This window comes from Gracilibacillus dipsosauri (assembly GCF_003176895.1).
In the GTDB taxonomy this organism is placed as follows: domain Bacteria; phylum Bacillota; class Bacilli; order Bacillales; family Amphibacillaceae; genus Gracilibacillus; species Gracilibacillus dipsosauri.
Window position 1 is genome coordinate 167,185 of sequence record NZ_QGTD01000004.1, and the last position, 23,825, is coordinate 191,009.

A 23,825-nucleotide genomic window follows, 5' to 3' on the forward strand; every position below is an offset into this window, starting at 1 on the left:
TAAGCAACAAATTCAGTAGGTTGTATTGTGATGATTTTGTGATATTTTTGTACCCTCATTTGAGACATTTTATTGTTATTCTTTCCATGTGGTTCAGATGATCATTAACTAAAGGAGGTTATTCAATGGATTTCTTTCCATATGGTTTTTTATTCTGTCTTACGCTTTTCTGTTTTGTAGCTATTCGAGTTTTTGAAATTCAAAAACGTTATCGTACTGACCAAAATACTATCTTAGAACTTAAAAAGCGGTTAGCTAAAGGGCAATTGGAAGAAGCAGAGTATCAAAGACTGATAAATCTCATTAAAAAGGAATATTCGGGAGGGAAAACGATGAATATTCAAATTGTATTATTTGATGGGTTTGATTTACTCGATGTAATTGCACCATTCGAAGTGTTTGAAGCTGCTGCCATGTTCTCCAAAAAGGACATTGACCTACAGCTTGTATCTGCTGAAGGAGAGCGTACAGTATTAAGTGGATCAAATCAGATCACCCTTCAAGCGAGTAGTAAGCTTGATTTAACGCGCAAAGGACTTATCCTTATTCCTGGAGCTTCCGGAACAATGGATGAAATTCCTGCTAGATTAAAGAAAGCAGCTGACACAGATTTAAGCAGCCTTCTGAAAAAAGCGTTGATGACACCAGATATTTTGATTACTACCGTTTGTGGTGGTTCAATTATTTTATCCATGAATGGTTTATTAGAGGGTCGCCATGCCGTTACGCATCATATGGGAATGGATCTTTTAACCGCAACAAACACGATTGCCGTAAAAGCTCGTGTCGTAGACGATGGCGACTTAGTAACTGGAGGTGGAGTTACATCAGGATTAGATGTGGCTTTGTACCTTGTGGAACGAGAGCTAGGGCCACAAATTGCACTCGCTGTAGAACAATTGTTTGAATATGAACGTAGAGGCACAGTTTGGAAAAAAGAAGGAGAAAAACTTAAAGAAATTAAGCAAGTAGAATCTGAAAAAGTAATCGATACGACTATCCAGCTTAATGAAATAAAGCGTTTTATTGGAAAATGGGATACCACGATTGCAACCCCAGTAGGTAACCAATCTGTATTATTTAATCTATATATGAAAGAAGGACAACTAGCAGGTAAAGCAACACAAGGAGGGGATTCGATCATCTTAGATAATCTTGTGTTGGATGGAAGTCAATTAAGATGGTCTATGAAAGTAACGAAGCCAATGCGTCTCACACTAAAATGTACTGTTTCAGTCAATGGTCATGAGATGCATGGGGAAGCAAAGGCCGGTATGCTTCCCTCATCTAAATTAGCAGGACATCGTTTGTGAGAGGACGGTCGTCATGTATTTACTTTTAATATTTGCTCATGTACTTAGCGCCTTACTCCTCGGTAGCTTTCTTTGCCTTCCAATAATATTGAGGTGGCTATATACTCTTACAGGCAATGAATTAAGAATCGGATTAAAAACCACTCTCGCCTTCACTCGAGTTGGACATTATGCTTTAGCCTTTTTGCTCCTAACTGGTGGATGGATGGTTATAGGGTATCCACCCTACCCGTCTGTCATATGGGTTGTGACATCCATCCTACTACTTGTCCTTATTGGTGCCATGATAGGAATAATACATGCTAAGCTAAAAAAGGTTATTCTTACTAAACAGCTTGAGAAGCTTTTATTGACATATCGAACTCCACTAATCTGCTATAGTTGGTTCACCTTTTTAACCATTGTTGCTGCATTATTTTTGATGACAAATCGTCACCTATTTTTCTAACTTTTATGGAGGAAGCTTGCTTATGAACAAATCTATTCGAATACTGATTCTCCTTATCCCACTCATGTGGATATTTCATACATTATCAAAGAATTTTATTGTAGACCCTCAATTTGTAAAGTTTATTGCCAGGAAGGATCAAATACTAACGAATGAATCCTTATGGATAATCATGATTCGTATCCATATTATTCTTGCGATTATTTCACTTTTGACTGGGCCACTAGGAGTGATCAAAAAAATTCGGATTCAATCAATCCGTTTCCATCGCTGGAATGGTCGAATCTATGTTTTATCTATTCTTTTCAATTTCCTACCAGGTGTCTATGTTAGTTTTTTTGCAACAGGGGGGTGGCCAAGTACGCTAGGCTTTCTTATTTTAAATACATTATGGCTCGGAATAACTATCCTTGGATATGTGGCGATTAGAAGGAAGAAAATCAATTTACATAGGCAATGGATACTTCGAAGTTTCTTTCTTTCATTTGCCAATATAACCATCTATATTTTGGTAGCAATTTCGCATAATGCACTTAACCTTCCTTATAGCCTTTCATATACAATTGCGGTCTGGCTATGCTGGGTGCTCAACCTAGCTATCGCTGAAATAATCATTAGAAAGAAAGTGTTTAGCTCCTAGTTTTCCTTTGTAAAAATAGCTAATCATGAAATAAGCTCTACCTTGAATGATAGAGCTTATTTCTTATAAGACTGTTAATCAGCCGTAATTACGATTTTACCAACGGCATGATGGGTTTCACTCAAGGCGTGTGCATCATATAGCCCTTTTTGGGAGAGTGGGAATGTACTGCCAACAACACTTTTCATCCGGTTTTCCTCTAATAATTTAGCTAGGATACTAAGCTGTTGACCGTCAGGCTGAAGCCAAATACTTTTGGCCGTAACATTCTTTTGCTTTGCCTTGTCTTGATCTGGTTCATTTAAAACGGAAATTAAACGTCCGCTTCCCTCTTTAAGAACCTCAAAGCTGTTATGCTGTACTTCTCCACCCATCGTATCTAGTACCAAATCTATATCCTTTAAAACAGTTTGAAAATCTGTTTTTCGGTAATCAATTACTTCATCCGCTCCTAAAGATTTTAGCAGCTCATGATTTTTTTCACTCGCCGTTGTGTAAACATAAGCACCAGCATCCTTTGCTAATTGAATCGCATAGGTACCGACACCACCAGCCCCAGCATGGATTAACACTTTTTCTCCTTTTTGTAAGGAACCATGATCAAATAAACCTTGGTAAGCAGTTAAACCAGCTAATGGAACTGCTGCAGCATCCTCAAAGGAAACATTAGCAGGCTTTTTAGCTAACAAATGTTCATCGACAATGGTATGCTCGGCATAGGTTCCAAAACGCGTCGTGTCAGGACGAGCAAATACCTCATCCCCCACCTTCCATTCTGTTACCTCAGATCCAACCGCTTCGATGATTCCAGCGACATCCCAACCAAGAATAATCGGGAATTCCCAATCAAACATTTGCTTCAGATAACCTTCTCGAAGCTTCCAGTCTATCGGGTTAATGGAAGTGGCCTTTTCTCGAACTAGCACTTGATGATTTCCTAGCTCAGGTAAGTCTACGGAACCTTCCTCTAGCACCTCTTTACTACCATATTGTTTTATGATCACCGCTTTTGTTTTCAACCAAATCCACTCCTTCTCATTACATTCAAGTCTTGCAAATACTATTATCAAACCTGTCGTTATGAAAAACAAATAATCGGCTTATTAATGTTAGTATGGCCAATGTAATTGGATTCATGAGCCCCAACATAAGCTATTGTTCCTTTTCTGATAATCTGGTATATTTTTCATATACAGTACAATGGGAGGGGATTTTTAATGGCATTTACGTTAGAATTAAGGCAAAAGGCGCCAGATTTCAAGCTTCCTGCCACAAACGGGAGATCATACAGCTTGTCAGATTTTCATGATGCTCAGGTTTTAGTTGTCTTCTTCACATGTAATCATTGTCCATTTGTAATCGGATCAGATGAAGTTACAAGGGCAACAGCGGAGAAATTTGCAAAAAATGGTGTATCCTTTGTTGCAATTAACTCCAATAGTGCAAACACCAATCCTGATGATTCCTTTGAAGGCATGGTGAAGCGCATGGAGGAAAATCAATTCCCTTGGATCTACTTACATGATTCCACACAAGAAATCGCAAAAGCATATGGAGCATTAAGAACTCCACACTTTTTCGTGTTTAATCAAAACCGAGAATTGATCTACACAGGAAGAGGTCTCGACAACCCGCGACAGTCAGAAAAGGCGACCGTGAATGATTTAGAAAATGCGCTTAGTGAGCACTTAGCTGGTAAACGTATTACAACCCCATTAACCAATCCTTTAGGCTGTAATGTGAAATGGGATGGAAAAGATGCTCATTGGATGCCAGCAGAGGCCTGTGATCTAGTATAGATTTTCATTCACCAGGTACCTTGATAGAGGGTATCTGGTTCTATTTTGGATAGACGACTGTTCCATCCTCTTCTATGATTGGATTTGCTCCCCATCTGCCAAGTTCATGTGCTATGATTTCTGTTCGACCATTTGAATTATCCATCAGATGATACACATTCCAGCCATTTGCCTGCAAAGTTACTAATTATTAATTGGTGACATCGGGCTGGATGTTTTTCCGAGCATAGATAAGCAAGCTGACACTTTTTTGCCGTTCGTAGAAGTTGCGTTAAACCTCGTTTGAATTCATCACCTAATGTATAATCAGCATAATGATGAAAAGATTGATTTCGCCAACCTGCATTGAGGCTTTCTCCTATTATTCCTGATCGAGACCGTCTTCCACCAAGCAACGGAAAATGATGATAGTCTATTCCGGCATTCTGTAGCCATTTTCTCATGTTATCCTTTGTGTACTGAGGGTGCTTACGACTAGCAGGAATGGCGCGGACATCTGCCACAAATTCAATATTCGCTTCACCAAGCATTTCGAGAAAATGCTCCCTTGTGTGTGTGGAATGACCAATCGTATAAATATCCATTGGTGAGACTCCTTTCTATCCCCCTATACCCGTTTTCTTCACCATTTAAAAAGGAGAGCGATTAGCGCTCCCCATTTTTATTGCATATAGCGATATTCCATTAATTGTTTTAAGCGACCGATCTCTTCTTGTAATTCCTTGCCTACATTTGTTTCACGGACCTTTTTTCGCTCTAGCTCCTTATCCACTACACGCTTCACCGAAAGGACGTCGGCTCCATTTTGGATTACTTCTTCCTTTGAATTAAACTGCTGGTGTGCTACGAGCTGCATGCCAAATGAATTGTATAAAAGCGTGTATCCTGCAATGCCCGTTGTCGATTGATAGGCCTTCGAAAAGCCGCCATCAATTACGATCATTTTGCCATTTGCCTTGATCGGGTTCTCCCCTTCAATTTCTTTTACTGGTGTATGTCCATTGATGATATGCCCTTGATCAGGATCGAGTTCAAACTCTTCTAGCATTTTACGGCAAATCTCTTCACTTTCTCGCAAATAATAATAGGGGTTTTTATCCTCCTTATGGGAAGCTTTATCCTTTATAAAATAACGCTCGAAGGTCGTCATTGCTCGCTTCCCAAATAAAGACGAATACTCCCCTGTCCATAAATACCAAACCATATCTGTCGCTAAATCATCGGATAGGCCACGATGAGTAAAGGCATAACGCAAATATTCTTCAAATTGATCTAATAAGGCCCGACCTTTATATACCTCTCCTTCGATCTCCATCTGTTCCATTTCCCCGTCCTCATTAACTGGAATACAGCCATGGATTAGTAGGTTTCCATTATATCTCAAATAAAGACTACCTTTTTTCATTAAAAACTTCATATGGCGGGCTAATTTCTCAGAATGTTGAACAGAGACTAATAACTTATCGATCACCTCTTCTTCTTCCGGTAGCAATTGTGCCGGATTAGCTGGATTAATCGTCCGAAAGCATGTATTTTCTAGTGGATATGTCTTCCCATAGATCGTGATTTCCTTTTTTTTATAATCAATTTTCTCCAGTACTAAACGATCCTCCATATTAAAAAAGGGTCGACGTTTGATAATCGGGCTCTCTAGTTTAAATTGAATCATCGCCATCGCTTGGTGAATTTTTGTGATCTGTAAAGCTTCATGCTCAGACAATGGCTTATCTTTATGCTCCTTTGGACGAAATGCTGGATTGTCCTCGTAATATTTCTCCGCTAAATTAAGGAGTGGGCGAAGATTAATGCCATAAGCATCTTCAATAATGTCGAGATTATCATAGCGAGCACAAATACGAATAATATTTGCCAGACATACCTTCGATCCAGCATATGCGCCTAGCCAAAGTACGTCATGGTTTCCCCATTGGATATCTAAGGAGTGGTAGTTAATCAATGTATCCATGATTTTATCAGGGTCTGGGCCACGATCATAAATATCTCCTACAACATGTAGGTGATCCACAATGAGTCGCTGAATGGTATACGCTAAGCCGATAATCAATTTTTCTGACTGTCTAAGGGTAATAATCTGTTGCATAATTTTTTCATAGTATGTTTTTTTATTAGAATATTTATCAGATTTATATAATAATTCCTCGATCACATAAACAAATTGCTCTGGCAATGCTTTTCGCAGCTTTGATCTCGTATATTTGGATGAAGCATACGGAAGAAGTGTGATCATGTCATAAATCGTTTGTTGATACCACGCATTTAGCTCCACCTCATTTGAAAAGGTGTTTCGGATTTGTTTTAGTTTTGCTTCTGGGTAATAAACTAATGTGGCGAAATCGTTAATTTGTTGTTCTGTCATCGTGCCTTTGAAAATATCATGAATCTTCTCTTTGACTTTACCTGAACCGTTTCTGAGCACATGTTGAAAGGCATGGAACTCTCCATGGAGGTCACTAACAAAATGTTCTGTTCCCTTCGGCAAATCAAGAATTGCTTCTAAATTTATAATTTCCGTAACGACTTTTTCCTCACAGTCGTATTTTTCCGCTAATAGATCTAAATATTTTGCATGCAATGTGATTCGAACTCCCTTCAGCACTTATCTTGTACAATTTATGTTATATTGTAACAATAAATGCAACATATATCTAGATTTATTTTTAAAAAGTGCATCATATTTAATGTAATTGTAGGTTATTCGTCTATTTAATGTGTGTTTAATTCTATTTTATGTATTCTATTAGTAATGGTGTAGTCGAGTGAAGGAAGGTGAGTTATATAGAGGATGAGGTGTCATCATTTAGAGGTATTGCGGATTCAGGTGATTAGATGGTGGGGTTAGTTCCTATAAGAACACGGAGCTAGATTAAACTGGCTCCGTGAATGTTTCTTTATTTTTGGATTAACTTGAGAATGATTTGCTTTAACGTTTGATAGGCTTGATCAGAGATTAGAGCTGGCTTTTTCTCCATTTGTGCTTTGAATTTTTGAAGAAATTTTGTCGCCTGTTGCTCTGCTCCTTTTTCATCATGATACTGATATAGCTTGTAGGCATTGGTTAGCTGCTTGGCTAATGGGTGTCTTATCTCTCCTGATGAAATTAATTCTTCCAAGACTATGCCAAAGTCATCAGTGGTAACAAACTGAATGTGATAGATTTGTTTCAGTCCGTCCTCTGCGGTAACTTCTATCTTTGCTTCTGTTCCTTCTTGCGAAATAGTGACGATACTCTTTTCACTCATGGCTTCTGCGGCAATAGCTGGTAGATCTTCATTTGCAGGTAATGTCACGACATACTCTTTTTGGTTTGGATCAAAGTTTTCTAGGGATTTTCCGTCTAATGTTAGGCTAGAGAGTATCGCATTACTATCGAGAAGAATCTCTTTTTCCACTGGGTTCCAGTTATCATCCCCTGCTAGCACCTTTTCAGGCATATATGCCATAGCTTCCTCTAATGTCAGCTGTTTCGTCCATGAATAACGCTCCATCGCCTCTCCACTAGGACCACTGTTAGCGAACTCACCATATCTTGCTGTTGATTCATTCTCGCTATTACCCCAGTTATTCCACCCGTGTGGTTTAATATGCTCACCCATCCATGTCTGGATATAAACAACATTTGAATAAGGACGCCAAGGTCTACCTAATTCGACACTATCAATCATGCCTTCCTCTGCGGTTAATTTACTGTTATAGAAAACATAGCCAATGTTCGTCTTCTTCGTAGAAGCTGCTGTGACATAACCAGCATCGCGACTATGGATGATAGAATGATCAAACACGGCAGTGGCGTCACCAAAAATAAAATCGACATCGCCTGAAATATAACTATCGACGTAATATTGTCTGACATCGTCTGTTGCCAATAAGGTGTCCTGCCATCCTATTAATCGGACATTTCGATAAATCTGACGGTCCCCCCTTGCTGACAGGGCGACTGCTTGGGCCGTATCATTTCCTGAATCATTTTCTATTGTTAGATTTTCTGCGATAAAGTCATCGGCTTGTACTAATACACTATAACTATCTGAGGTACCAATTTCCTCGCCATCTGGTCCGATTGTTTTCGCATTGTCATCATAAATTAATATGGTATCCTCTGGTCCATTACCTTGACCAATTAAGCTAATATTCGTCTTTTTGTTAGGAATCTTAATCTTTTCGCGATAAACACCTGCTCCAATTTGGATGACGATACGTGATCGATTGTGATCTGGTACGGCATCAATCGCTGCCTGAACGGTCTGATAGTCACCAGAGCCATCCTTTGCTACCTTGATAACTTCGGCCGCTGTTCCCTTCACTTGAATCGAGGAATAACCAATCCCAGATTCATTCACCGCATGAATGACATAATCATACTCCTTGCCATTTTGTAAAGATTTGTCTGTGAAAACTGGCTCTGTCAGTTCCTCACCCACAATGGTATATGGTTGATCAGAGGCGTCACGACGCTTTACGATATAATAATCCGCATTTTCTACTGCCTGCCAATTCAATTGAAGCTCCCCATCTTCGATATTATGGATATTTACTTGCTTTGGCATGTTAGGTTTCCCATCATCTGCTTTTGGTTTTACTGCAATCGCTTGACTCTCTAGGCTTTGTGTTGCTTTATTTTTCGCAGTGATGACATAATAATAAGGTTTACCATTAACTAATTCCTTATCTTCATAGGTGGTACCCTTCACCGTTTTCAGCAATTGAAAAGTACCCTGATCACTATCTTTCCGTTTCACCTCATATACTGTAGCACCTTCTACTGCTTCCCAGCTCAATGCCACGCTACGATCCTTTTCTTTTGCTGTTACATCTACAGGCATTGATAGGGAATTGATTGGAGTAACGGCTAATTCTTCGGAAGGGAGGCTTTCCCCACCAATGTGTTTGGCAGATAGAACATAATAATACGTCCTACCATTGACTAAGCCTGTGTCTGTATAACTTGTTTTCGTAATTTTCTCATTAATCACTTGATAAGGACCACTAGGCTTAGTTGCCCGCCTTAGAACATACGAATTGGCATTTTCGACAGGCTCCCACTGAAGATTGACTTGGGTGTCTCTAGCCACACTTGTTATATTTTCTGGAGTCCCAGGTAACTCTGGTGTATCTGTAGGTGTAACCTCGATTTCTTCTGGAAATTCACTCTCTCCCTTTTCCCCATTACTCGTAACCACATAATAATAGGTTGTCCCATTGACAAGTTCGGTATCAACGTACGTTGTATCGTTAATATCGGATGCAATGGTCACAAAGGCCTCTCCACTTGCTTCCCGCCGTTTTACATTATAGGAAAGCGCACCATCACCTACCTCCCAAAACAGCTGTACTTTCTCATTACCACTAATAGCTCTCAATCCTTCGGGTGCAGTGGTGGGAGCAGGGTACACTTTTATATTGTCAAAATAAAGATGGCCTCCCCCACTGCCAGGAGTTGCAGAAGCAATCCGCGCAATCCCGTCTTCTGAAAAGTCATCTAAAAAAGCAACCTCCTCTGCTACAAGCTCCCCATCTATGTATATATCTACTGTTGACGTAACGGTATTAGCGATAATTTTGAAATGATACCACTGATGATCTATAGGGGGATCGGTTAATTTTACATAGGCACCATTATCGGAATAAACAAAGGTATACTCCTCTTCACCAGCCGGCTTTCGTAATTCTAAGGATAGAGCTGTTTTATTCCCTTCAGCATTTTTTAGTTGAAAAAACTTGGAGGTCCCTGCCATCCTTGGCTGCATAAAATCAAATTCTGTAGTTATCGTACCATTTTGTTGCTGAAAAACTTTCTGTGCTGTCACATTTGTCCCACCTTCATCATGTAGCTTCATTGCCTTCTCGGAATCATTGCCGATTGATGTTGGCGGCACCTCCGCAACCATCACTTTATTTATATCATTTTGTGGGTCTGGTCCAATCTGATAATCCTCTGGTGCTTTATTCAAATCTAGGTCTTCAAAGTGATCATCGATAAAAGGTGGGTCTTGTGATGGGGTTGCCCATGCTGTAAATGGTATAGAGGATAGTACTAATACAAAAACCAAAAGACATAACCAAATTTTTTTCATCTATATTCCTCCATTTCTAGGGGGGCTTTAGGTGAAAATGCCACCTCCTAATCCTCATTTTAACAAGGGGAACATTACATTTTTTAGGCTATTACAGTGATAACGATTACATTTTTATTAGACAGGTGAGAGGGATATGTGGTTGTGATATCCTATTCTTATATTGTGCGGTCCTGTTATTAAATGGTGAGCTCAGCCCAATATTATGTAAGCTCACAAAATGAAATGTGAGTTCAAGACGGTAAATTGGGTGCTCAGCGCGAAATAGGGTGGGCACCCATCATCCTTGGCACTACACTGCTTTTTCCACGGCTAGTACCTCTACCTTTTTCTTCGTTTCTGGGAAGGTAGCCACTAAAACAATATAAAGACTAGCTACCGCAATAAAGAAAATCATAGCAGGTGCGTAGCCCGCATGGCCTAAAAGAAAGCTCCAAATAATCGTAGCAATTGTCTGTCCTGCATAGGCTAATGCCCAAAACAGACCGAACATAATCGTTAATTTCTGTGGCGTCATCCCCGCTAATTCATGGGGAAGGTTTAAAAAAATTGGATACTGAATATACATCGCAAACCCGGATCCAGCAATTAAGATATAGGCTAGTACTGGTACACTATTCGCTAGCATTAATGCCAAGCCGAATGCACCAACCATGACAACTCCACAAATAGCAAGCACCGGTTTTCTCTCGATATCTTTATTTCCAATTCGGATTCCAGCAAATGTCCCCATTATTCCAAAACCAGAGATTAATAGGTTCGTAAGAGAGCCATTTAATAATGTATATTGATCAAAAATCGTTTTAAAGCTTACAAGAGAGGAAACATATAAGGTTAAAAACGCAGCAAAGGCTAAGCCATAACGCCAAATAAAACTATCCTTCAGTGCATCTTTATATCCATAGCTGTCGCCTTGGAATGCCTCTTTTGTTTCAAAGTTTTCTGCCTTGATTAGCCAACCAATAAAAAATACGAGTGTTAGTGAGGCAAAAAAGGTAAGTGTAAGGCGCCAATTCGCAATCATTTGATTGGAAAATAGAGTAAATAACATCGCCACGATAAAGGCACCCGCATTATAAGCAACCGTATTTGCTGCATTGATACGGAGCTTTGTTTTCGGGTTAGTAATATAGTGTGCTACTACTGGATTCATATAAATGATAACCATGGATCCACCTACAGCCATTATCATTCTAGCAATGGTATAAGCCCAATAGTTTGGCAAATAAATAGCAACAAGCCCCATCGTCAACAAAGCAATCGCTATGCCTGCAGCTTTTTTTGGACCTAATTTCATTAAGACGACAGCTGCTAATATATTGGCAAAAACACGAGCGGTTGTGATGGAATAATTGACTAACTCAGCTATCAGCGGATCAACTGGGCCATTAAAAAAAGTTTGGGTAATTTGCGGGGTTAAAGAAGACCCCGCTACCCAATTCATTGCAAATGTCACATAGGCTAGCCATAATACAGCCATCATAAAATAACCATTTCGGGCATTTTTCTTCATTTTCATTTCTTCACCCTTCTAACTTTTTACTATTCTAGTGGTGCGATGGTCTCCTTTAATACAGCTGTAGAGTGCTCCAATTGTTCTCTTTCCTTATCGCTTAGCTCAATCTCCATCACTTCTCGAATCCCACTTCGATTAATAACAGCAGGGACACCTATATATACATCCTTTTGACCGTATTCTCCGTCTAGATAAGCAGATACAGTTAAGATAGAATTCTCATTGTGCAAAATCGCTTTGGTGATGCGCATAAGGGACATCCCGATCCCGTAGTTCGTGGCTCCTTTTCGTTCAATAATGTGATATGCCGCATCACGTACATTCGTAAAGATTTCGTCTAAGCAAGCTTGATTTTCCTCTCTCTTTGCAATCATTGTTTCTAATCTTTCAGCACCTATCATGGCACTGCTCCATACTGGTAATTCTGTATCTCCATGTTCACCAATAATATAGGCATGAACATTTCTCGTATCAACATTGAAATACTCTCCAAGACTGAAGCGAAGACGAGCAGAATCTAGTACGGTTCCAGATCCGATGACCCGCTCTTTAGGAAGTCCAGATTCCTTCCACGTGACGTAAGTTAAAATATCCACAGGATTTGTGGCGACTAGAAAGATCCCATCAAATCCATTTCCCATGACATTTTGGACGATTTCCTTAAAAATCCTCGTGTTTTTTTGGACTAATTGCAGGCGAGTTTCCCCTGGCTTTTGGGCTAAGCCTGCCGTGATCACAACGAGATCGGCATCCTTGCAATCCTTATAGCTCCCATTCCAAACCTTTAATGGAGAAGGAGAGAAGGCCATGCCATGATTGAGGTCTCTTACTTCCCCTTCTGCTTTTGCTTCATTAACATCAATAAGAACTAACTCCTCCGCTACCCCTTGATTAATCATTGAATAAGCATAGCTACAGCCTACTGCTCCAGCACCAATTAAGACGACACGATTGATTTTTTCGTTAAACATAATGAATTTCTCCCTTCAGTCAAATCTTCTATCATGATCATAATGGCCAAAAATGAATTATTTTCTACAACATTAGTATAACATGTTATTTGTGAAATATTTCACAATATTTGTGAGAAATTTGTGAACTTTGTTTTTTTGATTATAAGCATTTTATTAGTAAACACTTACATTTATCGTGTTTTAAGTGATGTGATAGTAGGAATATAATTAACATTTATTGTGATTATATTCACAATAAATAATAAAGAGAGGATAGCTCTACCCTCTCTTTCATGTTAAGGCTTTTGCGCAACGATAATGTAGATTTCTTCTTTCGGATATCTTTCTATTACTTCGAGTCCAGTATTTCGTATTTTTTCTTCCATCATGGTGGAGGAAATTCTCGGATGATGAGGAGCAGGGCTGTCCTTTTTTTCGAATTCTACACAGACAAAATATCCACCTGATTTAAGCACTCGCTTAATTTGCTGAAGTGATTCAGATAATGGCTCAATTTCATGAAGTACTAAAGAAGCTATCGAGAAATCAATAGAATGGCTTGGTAATGAAATATCTTCGATTCGGCTATTAATTGTTTGAATGTTGGTGAGATGCTCTTTTTTTGCTTTGGAATGGATCAATGCTAGCATTTGGTCATCTATATCCAGTGCAAACACAGACCCTTTTACCCTCTTAGCTGCTGGAATTGTCAAATATCCTGTCCCTGCACCAAGGTCTAAAAAAGTATCAGTTTGTTGAATAGGTAGCATATCTAAAAGCTCTTCTGGCAATATACCTCCTCTTTTTTCCGGATTTTCGAGAAATTCAACCTTTTTCATAAAATGCTTTTTTCCTTCCATCCTGTCTTCCTCCCTTTTCTTTAAAAATCCTCATTTACAAGGTCTCCCACTATCGTACTTGCCGCTATACTGCCCTGAGCAGCAGCAGTAATTAGTTGAGGAGGCGCTTGTAAAGATAGGTCACCACATGCATAGACTCCTTCTATGTTCGTGCGTCCGACCTTATCTGTTTGGATGCCACCCATCTCATTGATCTCACAACCTATCGTCTGTCCTAATGTTGATGCTTGCTCGAGCCTTGTTGCAACAAAGCCCCCTTCTCTTTCGATTTCCTGCCCATTTTGAAAGATAACCCTTTGCAGCTGTCCATTTTCTCCTTGTAAACTCTTAATTCCATCCTCTATCACTTTTATCTCATTTTTTGCTAATAATTGTCTTTGTTCATCAGTAAAGTGATTTTTCCCGTTTGTACAAACAACCAAATCCTTACTCCAATTGAAGATCATTTTCGTATAATGAAAGATTCGTTCGTCTTCTGAAATGACTACTAATGGGCGATCTCTTAATTCCCAACCATCACAAAAGGGACAGGTGAAGACGCTCTTTCCATAAAAATGGTGAATACCTTCTATATTTGGCATGCCATCTCTAAGTCCTGTCGACAAAATTACCTTTCTTGCGTAAAAGGATTGCCCGTTATCTGTTTGAATTTGAAAAGACAGACCCTCCTTCTTCATATCCTTCACTCGCTCTTTATGAATAGATATGTTGGGGTATTTCTTTAAATCCTGTACTGCTAATTGTTTAAATTCTGAAGGCTTGATTCCATCTCTTGTTATAAAACCATGAGATTCATTTGTGACAGCATTTCTAGGCTTGCCCTCATCAAATAAGATAACCTTCTTTCTTGCTCTTCCTAAAACTAACGCAGCATTTAAACCAGCTGGGCCACCACCAATAATGATACAATCATACAGCATTTCTATTACCTCCTTAAATAAAATACATTAAAGACTCTTAATATCTATAATTGGATTAAAGGGAGATTGCCATCAGTGGAGTGTTGCATTCTCCCCACTAATGGTTAGCGTATTGATAAGGGGATAGTGATGATGCATCACCTTTTTTATTTGCTTGTCTCTTCCATTTTTTTCGCAATATTGATAATATACGTCTTGTCTAATTGATCTTTCATCTTTTTCTCTGCATTAATCATTTCCCTTTCAATGAGGCAATCTTCATTTCTTTGTTCCTCATGATCCAATGAACAGCTAAATAAGGTGGTTTTCCCTTCTATCGCATAGATCACATCAAGGAAGGAAATTTCCTGATAGTTTCTTACAATACGGTATCCTCCCTTAACACCTGGGGTTGATTCAATCAGACCTGCTTTGACAAGCTTCGTTAATATCTTAGAGAGGTAGGTTGGGGAAAGGTTTTGGATTTTAGCCAATTGCTCTACTCCAACGGACTCCCTCTTCTCGGTTAACGTCAAATATACCATGGTGTGTAACGCATAATTTGTTGCTCTTGAATATTTCATCACGCATTCTCCTACAAAAATCTATTATAGACCTTTAATGTCTGTAATAGATTATAAAGAAACATCAAATAAAAGGCAAACAATTTGTTTATCTTACCATTGCATAAACAACCACACTAATTTTTACTTCATTTTCTCTATCTCTTGTTTAAAAACTTCCATACTTTTCTCGATATAATCATTAATCACTTTTATCTCTTCCGGGCTGTAATTAGCAACCACTTTCCCCATTTCCTGTCCAAATGATTGAAAAACCGCTCCTAATTCTGAACCTACTTTTTTGACATTTGCTTTAATGATAACTTTTCTTCGATCCTCTGTAGGCCTTTCTCTAAACACAAAACCTTTCCTTGCAAGTCGGTCGACAACGGTTGTTACCATTCCTGTTGATAAGCCAGTTTTCGAAGCTATCTCACCGGCAGTCATTCCTTCTGATGGTATTAAACCTAAAACTTTATAGTCTGTTAAATTTAAGCCGACTTTTTCTGCTGCAGTTTGGTGAAACATAATTAAAGCCAAACTGAACTCTTTTCCTAAATGCATAGAATCCTGTTGTTCCGAATGATGATTTACTGTTGACATTTTACCTACTCCCCATTATGATTTAATTATCTCTAAATTAGAGATGCTTTATTTTAGAGATATTCGGCAATCTAGTCTAAATAAGATTATATACGATTAAATAGAAAGATATCAATTATGCAAAGTCTTAACAAATAAAAAGGAGTGGTTCGATGGAGCTTTCGACGATTTGGCGCTATGGAAAAACTGGGCTGAAAACATTTTTATTATCTCTCCAATTCTTCTACAGTCATTTATCCCTACTATCGCTCTCCCTCATACCGGCATTATTCCGCACTTATCAAATGTGGAATGACCAAACACCTATTTGGTTAGAAATCATTGTGGAATTAACACGAGTTGTCCTTATCCTATTGATGATTAGACTTATGTCAAAAAGTAGCTTCCGACGGTTAAGGCAAAGAAGCTTCTGGGATAACCTTGTAGAAATCTGCACTATTCAAGTGAAAAGAAATTGGCCCTATAGATTTATCGCTCAAATCATTGTTTTTGTTGTTTTATTATTTGGATTAGGTAATTTTCTAATTAGCCTAATAGTTAACCAAACCTTAGATCCTTTAATGGGAATGATCGGCTTACAAGCTTATGAGTATAGCCACGCACATGATGCCTATTTATTCTTTTTAAAAAATATGAGTGTTATTCCTTTAGCGATGGTTTATATCCTTAAAATGTGCGGAGTTAAACCGATTAGGAGTGGCCCTGCAATCTAATGCAGAGCCTATCACTCTAGTAACCTCTCTTGTTTCCCCAAACCAAAGTATGTAGTTGAGGCAATACACGTACATTATTCAATTTGGACGAAGACGTCGTTTTATTTATTAACCACTCATATTTTTCTAATAGCATCAAAGCCAATTGTTGATCACTTTGACACATCGTATCATCATTTCCTACTTGAAGGAATAAGGGTATATTTCTATATCTTTCATGAATACCTATGGCATATTCAAAATCGTCCTCCTCAAAGATTACGATTTTTAAGCTTAATAAGCCAGTGGATTTTTGTGAATTGGTTAGTTTTTCAATGATTTGGTCTAGTATTTCAAAATTTGTCTTCATACCAGAGCTTGGCGGCTTAGGGGAAATCGTTAAATCATCAATATCCTTCATCCAATCCTGCCATCTAGACCCTTGGGTTTCTAAAGCTATTTCTATCCCTTTCTGATTCAATAATGCTACTAATTCACCAATGGAAGCAAGAAGTGCAGGGTTCCCCCCTGAAATCGTTACATGATCAAAGCAATCCTTGCCAATCTGATGGAGCCCATCCATTATCTCATCAGCCGTCATTTGGCGAATTTCCTCTTTAGCCGAGCCATCCCATGTGAAGGCAGAGTCACACCAGGAACATTGGTAGTCACAACCAGCTGTCCTAACAAACATCGTCTTTCTTCCGACGACCATCCCCTCTCCTTGAATCGTTGGGCCAAATATCTCTAAAACAGGGATCTTACTCATGCTCCATCCACTCCCTTTTCACTTCGGCATAACTTGTTGGAGTTTCATAGAGTCGGACGAATTCCACTCTAACTTCGGACAGAGCGTATTCCTTACATTTGATAGATTCCTCCATTTTTTCATATAACCATACGACCATATTTTCTGCTGTCGTATTCATTTTTGGCAAGGTTTCGTTGAGGTATCTGTGATCTAAATGGATCTCTATCTCGTTCTTCCAGATTTTCTTGATATCTCCAAAATCGATGACAATTCCGATATCATTCACAAATCCGCTAATACCAAAGATCACTTTATAGGTGTGCCCATGAAGGTTCTTACATTTCCCTTCATATGCATGGAGATGATGAGAGGCATCAAATGTGAATTCTTTACTGACAAGAACTCGCTTATGGTGATATTTTAATTCATGATAGGAAATATCTCGTTCATATTTCTGCAAACCTTCTACTACTCTAAATTCTTGATGTTCTGACATGTTTATTACACCTTCTTCTACTTATGCTTAAAATAATGATCACTATGATCTTATCAAATTTCTCAGATGCTTGTAACACGGGAGTCTAATCACGGAATATTTATTGGTATTTTAGTATAAATATGTATTTATACTAAAGGGAGGGATATGGTGAGGACTTAAAGTAGTTGAAGACTCGAATGAAAGATAAAGGGCAATGATAATACTTTCATCACTGCCCCAAGTATTTTAGCCCGCTTTATTTGAATTAATAATAATTTTAGTGTTTTCTTTCACCGAACCAATCCCGGTAATAAGTAACTGATCCGCTTCCTACTTGAATAATGAGGTATTTTATGATTCTCAAACATATTTATTCATAATGGTATAAGGCTAGGTAAATAAATACTTACCTATTACCATTTGATAACATTACTCAAGTACCTGCACAGAAAGTTTTATTAAATATTTATCAAATCCTTTTACAGATAGCTCGTCTAGTATTATATCTTCATAAAAATAGCCTTTCAAGACTAGATCATTATCTTTCGCATATTTTACTAATTTATTATAGGTTTGCTCAATCCTTGTATATCCTTGAGCATGATAGGCGGTCAAATAATGTCCTTTTTCCTTTTTATAATTAGCATGATTAGAATGGTCTACTTTCGAATAAAGATAGTCATACTTAACATTTTCTCCATTCAGAATATTCTTTACATGTATCATCCATCCCTCAGTTACGGATGTTAAAATGTTTAATTCTTCTAAATACTTATAGTGACGCTGTATAGAGTCATAGATATTTTTTTCATTAGTTAATGGTTTTGAATCCGTTACAACAATATATTCATCCATTTCTTTATATTCTATCGTAATTTCGGAAGTATTTACTTCTCTTGCATCTTGTGTAATATTTATTTTTTCTACTACTAATTTCTTCATTTTTTCGAGTTGATTAATTTTCACCGTAAGTGCCTTCTCTTCCTCTTCCAGTAAATGAATCAGTTTTTCTGGGGAGCGGTTATTAAGGTATGTTTTAATATCCTTCAGTGGCATATCTAATTCTTTAAGTGTAGAAATTACATTAAAAACATCCGATTGATAAACAGAATAATACCGATAGCCGTTTGAAGTAATAATTTCTGGTGAAAATATCCCAATTTTATCGTAATAAAATAAAGTATCCTTACTTACATTCATTAATTTCGCAAACTGCCCAGTCGTTAAATGAATTTGTGGATTTGTGTCCATAAAACGCTTGTCCTCTCTTAATTCTTAAAAGTAATCATACACTTTTCTCTTTCTTATTAAAAAGTAGATGCAAACTATTATTGATAGAGATTCAGCTAATGGGATGGCTATCCAGATGCCCTTAACCCCAAAGATTAAGGGGAGCAACAGTAAACCAATTAGAACAAATACTAATGTTCTTAGAAATGATATAATTGCTGATATTTTCCCATTCGAAAGTGCCGTAAATAACATCGATGTAAAAATATTCAAGCCCATAAATAAAAAACTGATGCAAAAGATGCGAAAGCCATCTATTGCGATAGAATATACATTACTTCCTTTACCAACCATAACCTCAATGAGTACTGGTCCTAATACATAGGAAAGTCCAACTATGGCAAACGAGCTTATGCCGATAATAAACAAGCTTTTCTTGACTATAAATTGTAACTGATTAATTTGCTGGCTTCCATATTTATAGCTAATAATAGGTGCTATTCCAACTGAGTACCCCATGAAAACTGGAGTAAGAAACATCATCAAGTATAGCATTATTGTTACAGCAGCAACTCCATCTACTCCTATATAATGTAGCATGAGAAGATTAAAAGCTAACGTTACAACAGAAGAAGAAAGATTCGTTACCATCTCAGATGAACCATTAAGACAAGTGTTCAGAAAAACCTTACCATCGATCCGTGGCTTAACAAAATATAACCCTCTATTTTTCGATAAAATAAAGTACGCAATCCCTATAGATGATGGAATAACTATTCCAATAACCGTTGCAATAGCAGCTCCTTTGATCTCCATGTCTAAGATTACAATAAAAAAGTAATCTAAAACAATATTGACTATCCCACCAAATAGGGTAATGACCAAACTTAATTTTGGCTTTCCTGATGTGACAAAAAAGTTTTCAAACATCATCTGTACAATAAGAAACGGACTGAATAGTAATATTATTTTCCCATAGGTTAACGTATATTCAAAAAGCTGTTCACTTAATCCAGCTCCAAGAAATTCTAACAATGGCCTAATAAATATTAATCCCAAAACCGAGATTAGTAGACCAATGAAAATCCCACATAGTACAATAAAGGTAAAGTTACTCCTTGCTTCCCCATATTTGTTTTCCCCCATTTTCTTAGCGATAATCGCACTTCCTCCAGTACCAATCATCAAAGCAATGGCAAATATCACTGTATAAATCGGTAGGAAAATATTAATTGCGGACAACGCTGTTGCATTTACATATCTTGCAACAAAAATACCATCAACCATCGTATAGATAGAAACAAATAACATTACCGCAATTGTAGGAGCAGCGTATCCTAATAGTGATTTCAGTGTGTATGGTTTATTTAATTCTCTTGCTACCATGTATGTCATCTCCTATATTTTAAAGCGATATAGAATATCCTAAAGTATGGAGTGACACCATAGTCAAGGGCAGAGTTTAGAGGATAGATTGTGCTTTATGTTCTGAATGCTAAAAGTAGATATTCACCTATGTCTACCTTATTGAATATTCTAAGGTGATTAACTAAGGGGAGGAATTTTCATGGGTTACTATATTCCTGTCGAACAAGGGGTAAATTTATATGTCGAGGATATAAATCCAAATGGTAGGAAAACCATTGTATTTATCCATGGTTGGCCATTAAATCATAAACAGTTTGAATATCAATATAATGTGCTGCCTGCCATGGGTTATCGCTGTATCGGAATTGATTGGAGGGGATTTGGAAAATCAGATAAGCCTATTAGTGGCTATACTTATAATCGTCTTGCTGATGATATTCGCATGGTAATAGATGCTCTTCAACTCGATGATTTCGTACTTGTTGGGCATTCTACTGGTGGAGCAATAGCAATTAGATATATGTCTAGGTATAATGGCAAGGGTGTATCTAACCTCATCCTTGTAGATGCAGCAGCTCCAACAGGCTTTACCGCTGAAACTGCAGACAAACTTCTCAAGGAGACATACAATGATCGTCCAAACATGCTACAAGGGATAACGAATGAATTCTTCTTTCAATATATCACCCATTCTTTTGCTGAATGGTTTAAACAATTAGGATTACAGGCAGCGAGCTGGTCTACTGCATCTGTCATTATTTTATTGAGAGACGAAAACGTTGCCGCTGACCTTTCGGCCATAAATACCCCTACTATCATTATTCATGGTGTACATGATCAAGTGATTCCTTTTACACAAGCACAGAAGCTTCACGAGAAAATAAAACATTCCCATCTTATTCCATTCTATTATAGTGGACATGGTGGCTTCTGGGAGGAGCGTGACAAGTTTAATCATCTATTGCTAGAAATTCTTTCGTGAAAATTCAAGCTACTACTTTGAATAAAATAGCACTACCGATACCACCACCACTTCCCATGGCTGCTAAAACATATTGAATATCCGCTCTTCTCTGCACCTCGTAAAAAAGTCTTGTAATCATCATACTTCCCGAGGCACCATAAGGATGTCCTAATGTTAACGCACCACCGAGCACATTTAGCTTTTCATAAGGAATGGAAAGCTCTTTAGCACAAGCAACTATCTTAGAAGAAAAAGCTTCATTAATCTCGATCAAATCTATCTCCGCAATCGTTAACCCATTCCGAGCTAATAAGGCTTGAATGGCTGGGATTGGAGCTGCACCCGGATAATGAGGATCAATACTAGTTACCTCACTATCTACAAATCGAAAAATAGGTTGGAAGCCATGGTTTAATGCCATGGTCTCCTCCATGACCAGTACAGCCGAAGCCCCATCATGGATTCCACAGCTATTGGCTACTGTCACTGTTCCATTCTTTTTGAATATCGGTTGTGCCCTTTGGAGAAGAACGTCCATTTTTCTTTTCTTCAAAAGCTCCTCATCTTGACTTTTTCCTTCAATTGGAAGTAACTCGTCTTTTAAATACCCTTGTTCAAAGGCCTCCCAGCTACGGTTATAGCTTAATAAGGCATACTCATCCTGAAGCTTTTTAGAAACAGAATATTTCTCTGCGACATATTCTGCCGCAATCCCCATTTCGGGATCACCTATTTTGTCAGGTGAAAATCTTGCCCTAGATGGAAATGGAGAAGTACTCGTACTTTCCACACCCCCAGCGATATAACATTGGCCAGCACCACCCTGAACAAAATAACTTGCCATACGAATCGCTTCTAGCCCTGCACTACATTGGCGATCAATGGTGACACCAGGTATAGTGAGCGGAAGTTCTGCTTCCAGTGCTGCAAGCCTAGCTACATTTCCTCCTGGTCCAACCACATTTCCTAAAATAACATCATCGATCTTTCCTTCTATGCCACTTGATAAATGTTGGAGAATAGGAGCAACAAGTTCATGAGGCTCCACACTTTGCAAAAGCCCTCCCTTTTTTCCGATAGGAGTTCGTTTCGCATTAACGATTACCGCTCGATTCATTACAGGTCAACTCGCTTTCTATTTGTTTCCTCAATTTCGCACGAGCGATTTTACCACTGGTGGTATACGGCATTTCGGATCGAAAAAACCACTTACGCGGGATTTTGTAAGAGGATAAATGCTTCTTACAAAATCTTTTTAATTCAAGCGAGCTGCTCTTTCCTTTCACTACAGCAGCTACCATCTGACCCCAGTAATCATTAGCTATTCCCATCACCGCAACCTCCTCTACATCTGGATGCAAGGATAGCACTTTTTCTATTTCTTCCGGGAAAATATTGATACCTCCATATAAAATCATATTATGCTCCCGCCCAGCAATATATAGAAAGCCATCCTCGTCAAAATACCCGATATCATCAACAGTTGCCCATCCTTGTTCATCTTGAATGGTGTGAATAGGTCCTTCTGGTTGTTCGAAATATCCGTCGATTAGCAGTTTACTTTTGACATATATTTTTCCGGTCTCATTTGGTTGTGCTAATTCTTGATTGGAACGTCTTATTTGTACCTCCACACCACGGCAAGGTCTGCCAACAGTTCCTACCTTCCGTCTCCCATCTCTATCAGCAAGAACCGTAACAAAGCTCATCTCTCCAGCTCCATAGAACTCATATATCTTCACATCCATTAAAAGCTGACGAATAGCCTTCTTCGATTTTTCCGACCACTTCGCACCAGATGAAATGACTTTTAGAGGTTTATCTATGGGAATTCCTACTTTTAAGAAGGCATCAACCATTGTCGGAACCACATACAAGGCTGTAATCGGGTGTGTTTCTAGCCATAACATTCCCTCAGTCGGTGTAAATTTTTCTAACAAATAAACGGTTCCACCTAAATACAATGTACTGATTGCTCCATATAAAAAATGAGAATGGATAAAAGAACCAGGAATAAGCACGTTGTCTGTATCTTCTAACTCGAAATCAAAGCGAGAACAATCAAAGCTTGCCACCCATGAATCATGGGCACGAACAAATGCTTTTGGATTCCCAGTTGTACCAGAAGTAAAACCAATATAAAAAAGAGGATTTCCTTCTACTTCGTGAAATTCCGAGCTAAATAGAGAAATTTCCTGTAAAATTTCATCCACTATTCTTACATTAGCTTTCATATGATTTGACTGCGCGTATTCCTCTTTCGTTGTCACTATAACAGAAGGTCTAGAAAGCTTCACTTTATTCTCTAATTCCCTCAGATTCCATTTCCTATCATAAGGAACGACAACCCATCCTGCTCTAGCTGCTCCTGCGAATAATTGTAGAAATGGAATTCCGTTTGGAAGGAGAATTCCTAGCGTTTTATTAACTGTTGGTAAGGAGTTTAGCCAGTTTGCTGTTTGATTGACCATTACATCCCATTTTTGATAACGGATCTGTTGATTTTTCGTATGTATCGCAACTTTTTCTGGAGTTAATGTGGCGAAAGTTGGATAAGTTGCTGTAATATTTCCCATAACGGATCACCTACTAAAAAAAATCGAATTCACATATTTTATTTTACTACTATGTCTTTCTTTATTCTAAAACTAGCCTA

The 23,825-nt window shown here is 38.2% G+C and carries 22 protein-coding genes; 6 read left to right on the plus strand and 16 right to left on the minus strand.

The features are described 5' to 3' along the window. Positions 1-332 precede the first annotated feature (332 nt). From DLJ74_RS02535 to DLJ74_RS02545, 3 genes are read left to right on the plus strand one after another with little or no spacing between them, the layout of a single operon-like run. The gene (locus tag DLJ74_RS02535; RefSeq protein ID WP_109983462.1) at positions 333-1,313 is read left to right on the plus strand and encodes a DJ-1/PfpI family protein; all 981 of its coding nucleotides are present in this window, start codon (positions 333-335) and stop codon (positions 1,311-1,313) included. Between the two features lie 13 nt (positions 1,314-1,326). Further along, a complete protein-coding gene (locus DLJ74_RS02540) occupies positions 1,327-1,761 on the plus strand; it encodes a hypothetical protein (RefSeq protein ID WP_109983227.1) in 435 nt (144 codons plus the stop codon). Positions 1,762-1,783: 22 nt separating this feature from the next. Then, entirely contained in the window at positions 1,784-2,401 is a 618-nt protein-coding gene (locus DLJ74_RS02545) for a DUF2306 domain-containing protein (protein WP_109983228.1), read from the plus strand. Between the two features lie 74 nt (positions 2,402-2,475). Here the strand turns inward: DLJ74_RS02545 and DLJ74_RS02550 are convergent, their stop codons facing one another. Next, positions 2,476-3,420, minus strand: coding sequence for an NADP-dependent oxidoreductase (locus tag DLJ74_RS02550; RefSeq protein ID WP_109983229.1), 945 nt, complete (start codon positions 3,418-3,420; stop codon positions 2,476-2,478). A gap of 198 nt (positions 3,421-3,618) precedes the next feature. On the opposite strand from DLJ74_RS02550, the gene DLJ74_RS02555 reads away from it, so the two are divergent. Further along, on the plus strand, positions 3,619-4,200 hold the full coding sequence (locus DLJ74_RS02555) for a thioredoxin family protein (RefSeq protein ID WP_109983230.1): 582 nt from the start codon (positions 3,619-3,621) through the stop codon (positions 4,198-4,200). 137 nt (positions 4,201-4,337) lie between these two features. Here DLJ74_RS02555 and DLJ74_RS02560 read toward each other — a convergent pair whose 3' ends face one another. The 9 genes from DLJ74_RS02560 to DLJ74_RS02600 form a co-directional block, all read right to left on the minus strand. Continuing rightward, a complete protein-coding gene (locus DLJ74_RS02560) occupies positions 4,338-4,784 on the minus strand; it encodes a DUF488 domain-containing protein (RefSeq protein WP_342767704.1) in 447 nt (148 codons plus the stop codon). Positions 4,785-4,861: 77 nt separating this feature from the next. Then, entirely contained in the window at positions 4,862-6,793 is a 1,932-nt protein-coding gene (locus DLJ74_RS02565; protein WP_109983231.1) for a fructose-1,6-bisphosphatase, read from the minus strand. 316 nt (positions 6,794-7,109) lie between these two features. Further along, positions 7,110-10,292 (minus strand): pectinesterase family protein, encoded by a 3,183-nt coding sequence (locus DLJ74_RS02570; RefSeq protein ID WP_109983232.1) that lies wholly within the window; start codon positions 10,290-10,292, stop codon positions 7,110-7,112. 292 nt (positions 10,293-10,584) lie between these two features. Continuing rightward, positions 10,585-11,811: an MFS transporter gene (locus DLJ74_RS02575; protein WP_109983233.1), complete on the minus strand. Its 1,227-nt coding sequence runs from the start codon at positions 11,809-11,811 to the stop codon at positions 10,585-10,587. A gap of 23 nt (positions 11,812-11,834) precedes the next feature. Next, on the minus strand, positions 11,835-12,779 hold the full coding sequence (locus DLJ74_RS02580) for an L-lactate dehydrogenase (RefSeq protein ID WP_109983234.1): 945 nt from the start codon (positions 12,777-12,779) through the stop codon (positions 11,835-11,837). Between the two features lie 278 nt (positions 12,780-13,057). Further along, a complete protein-coding gene (locus tag DLJ74_RS02585) occupies positions 13,058-13,621 on the minus strand; it encodes a class I SAM-dependent methyltransferase (protein WP_054860042.1) in 564 nt (187 codons plus the stop codon). 20 nt (positions 13,622-13,641) lie between these two features. Further along, a complete protein-coding gene (locus DLJ74_RS02590) occupies positions 13,642-14,541 on the minus strand; it encodes an NAD(P)/FAD-dependent oxidoreductase (RefSeq protein WP_109983235.1) in 900 nt (299 codons plus the stop codon). Positions 14,542-14,687: 146 nt separating this feature from the next. Continuing rightward, positions 14,688-15,104, minus strand: coding sequence for an Rrf2 family transcriptional regulator (locus DLJ74_RS02595; protein WP_109983236.1), 417 nt, complete (start codon positions 15,102-15,104; stop codon positions 14,688-14,690). Positions 15,105-15,227: 123 nt separating this feature from the next. After that, the gene (locus DLJ74_RS02600) at positions 15,228-15,686 is read right to left on the minus strand and encodes a MarR family winged helix-turn-helix transcriptional regulator (protein ID WP_109983237.1); all 459 of its coding nucleotides are present in this window, start codon (positions 15,684-15,686) and stop codon (positions 15,228-15,230) included. Positions 15,687-15,838: 152 nt separating this feature from the next. Between DLJ74_RS02600 and DLJ74_RS02605 the strand changes: the two genes are divergently transcribed. After that, entirely contained in the window at positions 15,839-16,399 is a 561-nt protein-coding gene (locus DLJ74_RS02605) for a hypothetical protein (RefSeq protein ID WP_054860040.1), read from the plus strand. Between the two features lie 16 nt (positions 16,400-16,415). On the opposite strand, the gene queE is transcribed toward DLJ74_RS02605, so the two are convergent. The 4 genes from queE to DLJ74_RS02625 form a co-directional block, all read right to left on the minus strand. Further along, positions 16,416-17,147 carry a 7-carboxy-7-deazaguanine synthase QueE gene (gene queE / locus DLJ74_RS02610; protein WP_109983238.1) on the minus strand — a complete coding sequence of 244 codons (732 nt, stop codon included), beginning with the start codon at positions 17,145-17,147 and terminating at the stop codon, positions 16,416-16,418. Then, entirely contained in the window at positions 17,140-17,625 is a 486-nt protein-coding gene (queD, locus tag DLJ74_RS02615; RefSeq protein ID WP_054860038.1) for a 6-carboxytetrahydropterin synthase QueD, read from the minus strand. Before queD ends, queE begins: the two co-directional genes overlap by 8 nt. A gap of 411 nt (positions 17,626-18,036) precedes the next feature. Further along, the gene (locus tag DLJ74_RS02620) at positions 18,037-18,858 is read right to left on the minus strand and encodes a MerR family transcriptional regulator (protein WP_109983239.1); all 822 of its coding nucleotides are present in this window, start codon (positions 18,856-18,858) and stop codon (positions 18,037-18,039) included. Positions 18,859-18,882: 24 nt separating this feature from the next. Next, entirely contained in the window at positions 18,883-20,223 is a 1,341-nt protein-coding gene (locus DLJ74_RS02625; protein ID WP_109983240.1) for an MATE family efflux transporter, read from the minus strand. Between the two features lie 181 nt (positions 20,224-20,404). Between DLJ74_RS02625 and DLJ74_RS02630 the strand changes: the two genes are divergently transcribed. Then, positions 20,405-21,187 (plus strand): alpha/beta fold hydrolase, encoded by a 783-nt coding sequence (locus DLJ74_RS02630; RefSeq protein ID WP_109983241.1) that lies wholly within the window; start codon positions 20,405-20,407, stop codon positions 21,185-21,187. Positions 21,188-21,191: 4 nt separating this feature from the next. Here the strand turns inward: DLJ74_RS02630 and DLJ74_RS02635 are convergent, their stop codons facing one another. Beyond that, complete coding sequence (locus DLJ74_RS02635) at positions 21,192-22,286, minus strand: acetyl-CoA C-acyltransferase (RefSeq protein ID WP_109983242.1); 1,095 nt, start codon at positions 22,284-22,286, stop codon at positions 21,192-21,194. Beyond that, a complete protein-coding gene (locus DLJ74_RS02640) occupies positions 22,264-23,745 on the minus strand; it encodes an AMP-binding protein (protein ID WP_109983243.1) in 1,482 nt (493 codons plus the stop codon). The genes DLJ74_RS02635 and DLJ74_RS02640 overlap by 23 nt, the downstream gene beginning before the upstream one ends. Positions 23,746-23,825 lie beyond the last annotated feature (80 nt).

Bases quoted from the DNA above. Each gene is read 5' to 3' on its own strand.
- DLJ74_RS02535 (WP_109983462.1), top strand. From the start codon at position 333: ATGAATATTCAAATTGTATTATTTGATGGGTTTGATTTACTCGATGTA.
- DLJ74_RS02540 (WP_109983227.1), top strand. From the start codon at position 1,327: ATGTATTTACTTTTAATATTTGCTCATGTACTTAGCGCCTTACTCCTC.
- DLJ74_RS02545 (WP_109983228.1), top strand. From the start codon at position 1,784: ATGAACAAATCTATTCGAATACTGATTCTCCTTATCCCACTCATGTGG.
- DLJ74_RS02555 (WP_109983230.1), top strand. From the start codon at position 3,619: ATGGCATTTACGTTAGAATTAAGGCAAAAGGCGCCAGATTTCAAGCTT.
- DLJ74_RS02560 (WP_342767704.1), bottom strand. From the start codon at position 4,784: ATGGATATTTATACGATTGGTCATTCCACACACACAAGGGAGCATTTT.
- DLJ74_RS02570 (WP_109983232.1), bottom strand. From the start codon at position 10,292: ATGAAAAAAATTTGGTTATGTCTTTTGGTTTTTGTATTAGTACTATCC.
- DLJ74_RS02575 (WP_109983233.1), bottom strand. From the start codon at position 11,811: ATGAAAATGAAGAAAAATGCCCGAAATGGTTATTTTATGATGGCTGTA.
- DLJ74_RS02580 (WP_109983234.1), bottom strand. From the start codon at position 12,779: ATGTTTAACGAAAAAATCAATCGTGTCGTCTTAATTGGTGCTGGAGCA.
- DLJ74_RS02585 (WP_054860042.1), bottom strand. From the start codon at position 13,621: ATGGAAGGAAAAAAGCATTTTATGAAAAAGGTTGAATTTCTCGAAAAT.
- DLJ74_RS02590 (WP_109983235.1), bottom strand. From the start codon at position 14,541: ATGCTGTATGATTGTATCATTATTGGTGGTGGCCCAGCTGGTTTAAAT.
- DLJ74_RS02595 (WP_109983236.1), bottom strand. From the start codon at position 15,104: ATGAAATATTCAAGAGCAACAAATTATGCGTTACACACCATGGTATAT.
- DLJ74_RS02600 (WP_109983237.1), bottom strand. From the start codon at position 15,686: ATGTCAACAGTAAATCATCATTCGGAACAACAGGATTCTATGCATTTA.
- DLJ74_RS02605 (WP_054860040.1), top strand. From the start codon at position 15,839: ATGGAGCTTTCGACGATTTGGCGCTATGGAAAAACTGGGCTGAAAACA.
- queE (WP_109983238.1), bottom strand. From the start codon at position 17,147: ATGAGTAAGATCCCTGTTTTAGAGATATTTGGCCCAACGATTCAAGGA.
- queD (WP_054860038.1), bottom strand. From the start codon at position 17,625: ATGTCAGAACATCAAGAATTTAGAGTAGTAGAAGGTTTGCAGAAATAT.
- DLJ74_RS02620 (WP_109983239.1), bottom strand. From the start codon at position 18,858: ATGGACACAAATCCACAAATTCATTTAACGACTGGGCAGTTTGCGAAA.
- DLJ74_RS02625 (WP_109983240.1), bottom strand. From the start codon at position 20,223: ATGGTAGCAAGAGAATTAAATAAACCATACACACTGAAATCACTATTA.
- DLJ74_RS02630 (WP_109983241.1), top strand. From the start codon at position 20,405: ATGGGTTACTATATTCCTGTCGAACAAGGGGTAAATTTATATGTCGAG.
- DLJ74_RS02635 (WP_109983242.1), bottom strand. From the start codon at position 22,286: ATGAATCGAGCGGTAATCGTTAATGCGAAACGAACTCCTATCGGAAAA.
- DLJ74_RS02640 (WP_109983243.1), bottom strand. From the start codon at position 23,745: ATGGGAAATATTACAGCAACTTATCCAACTTTCGCCACATTAACTCCA.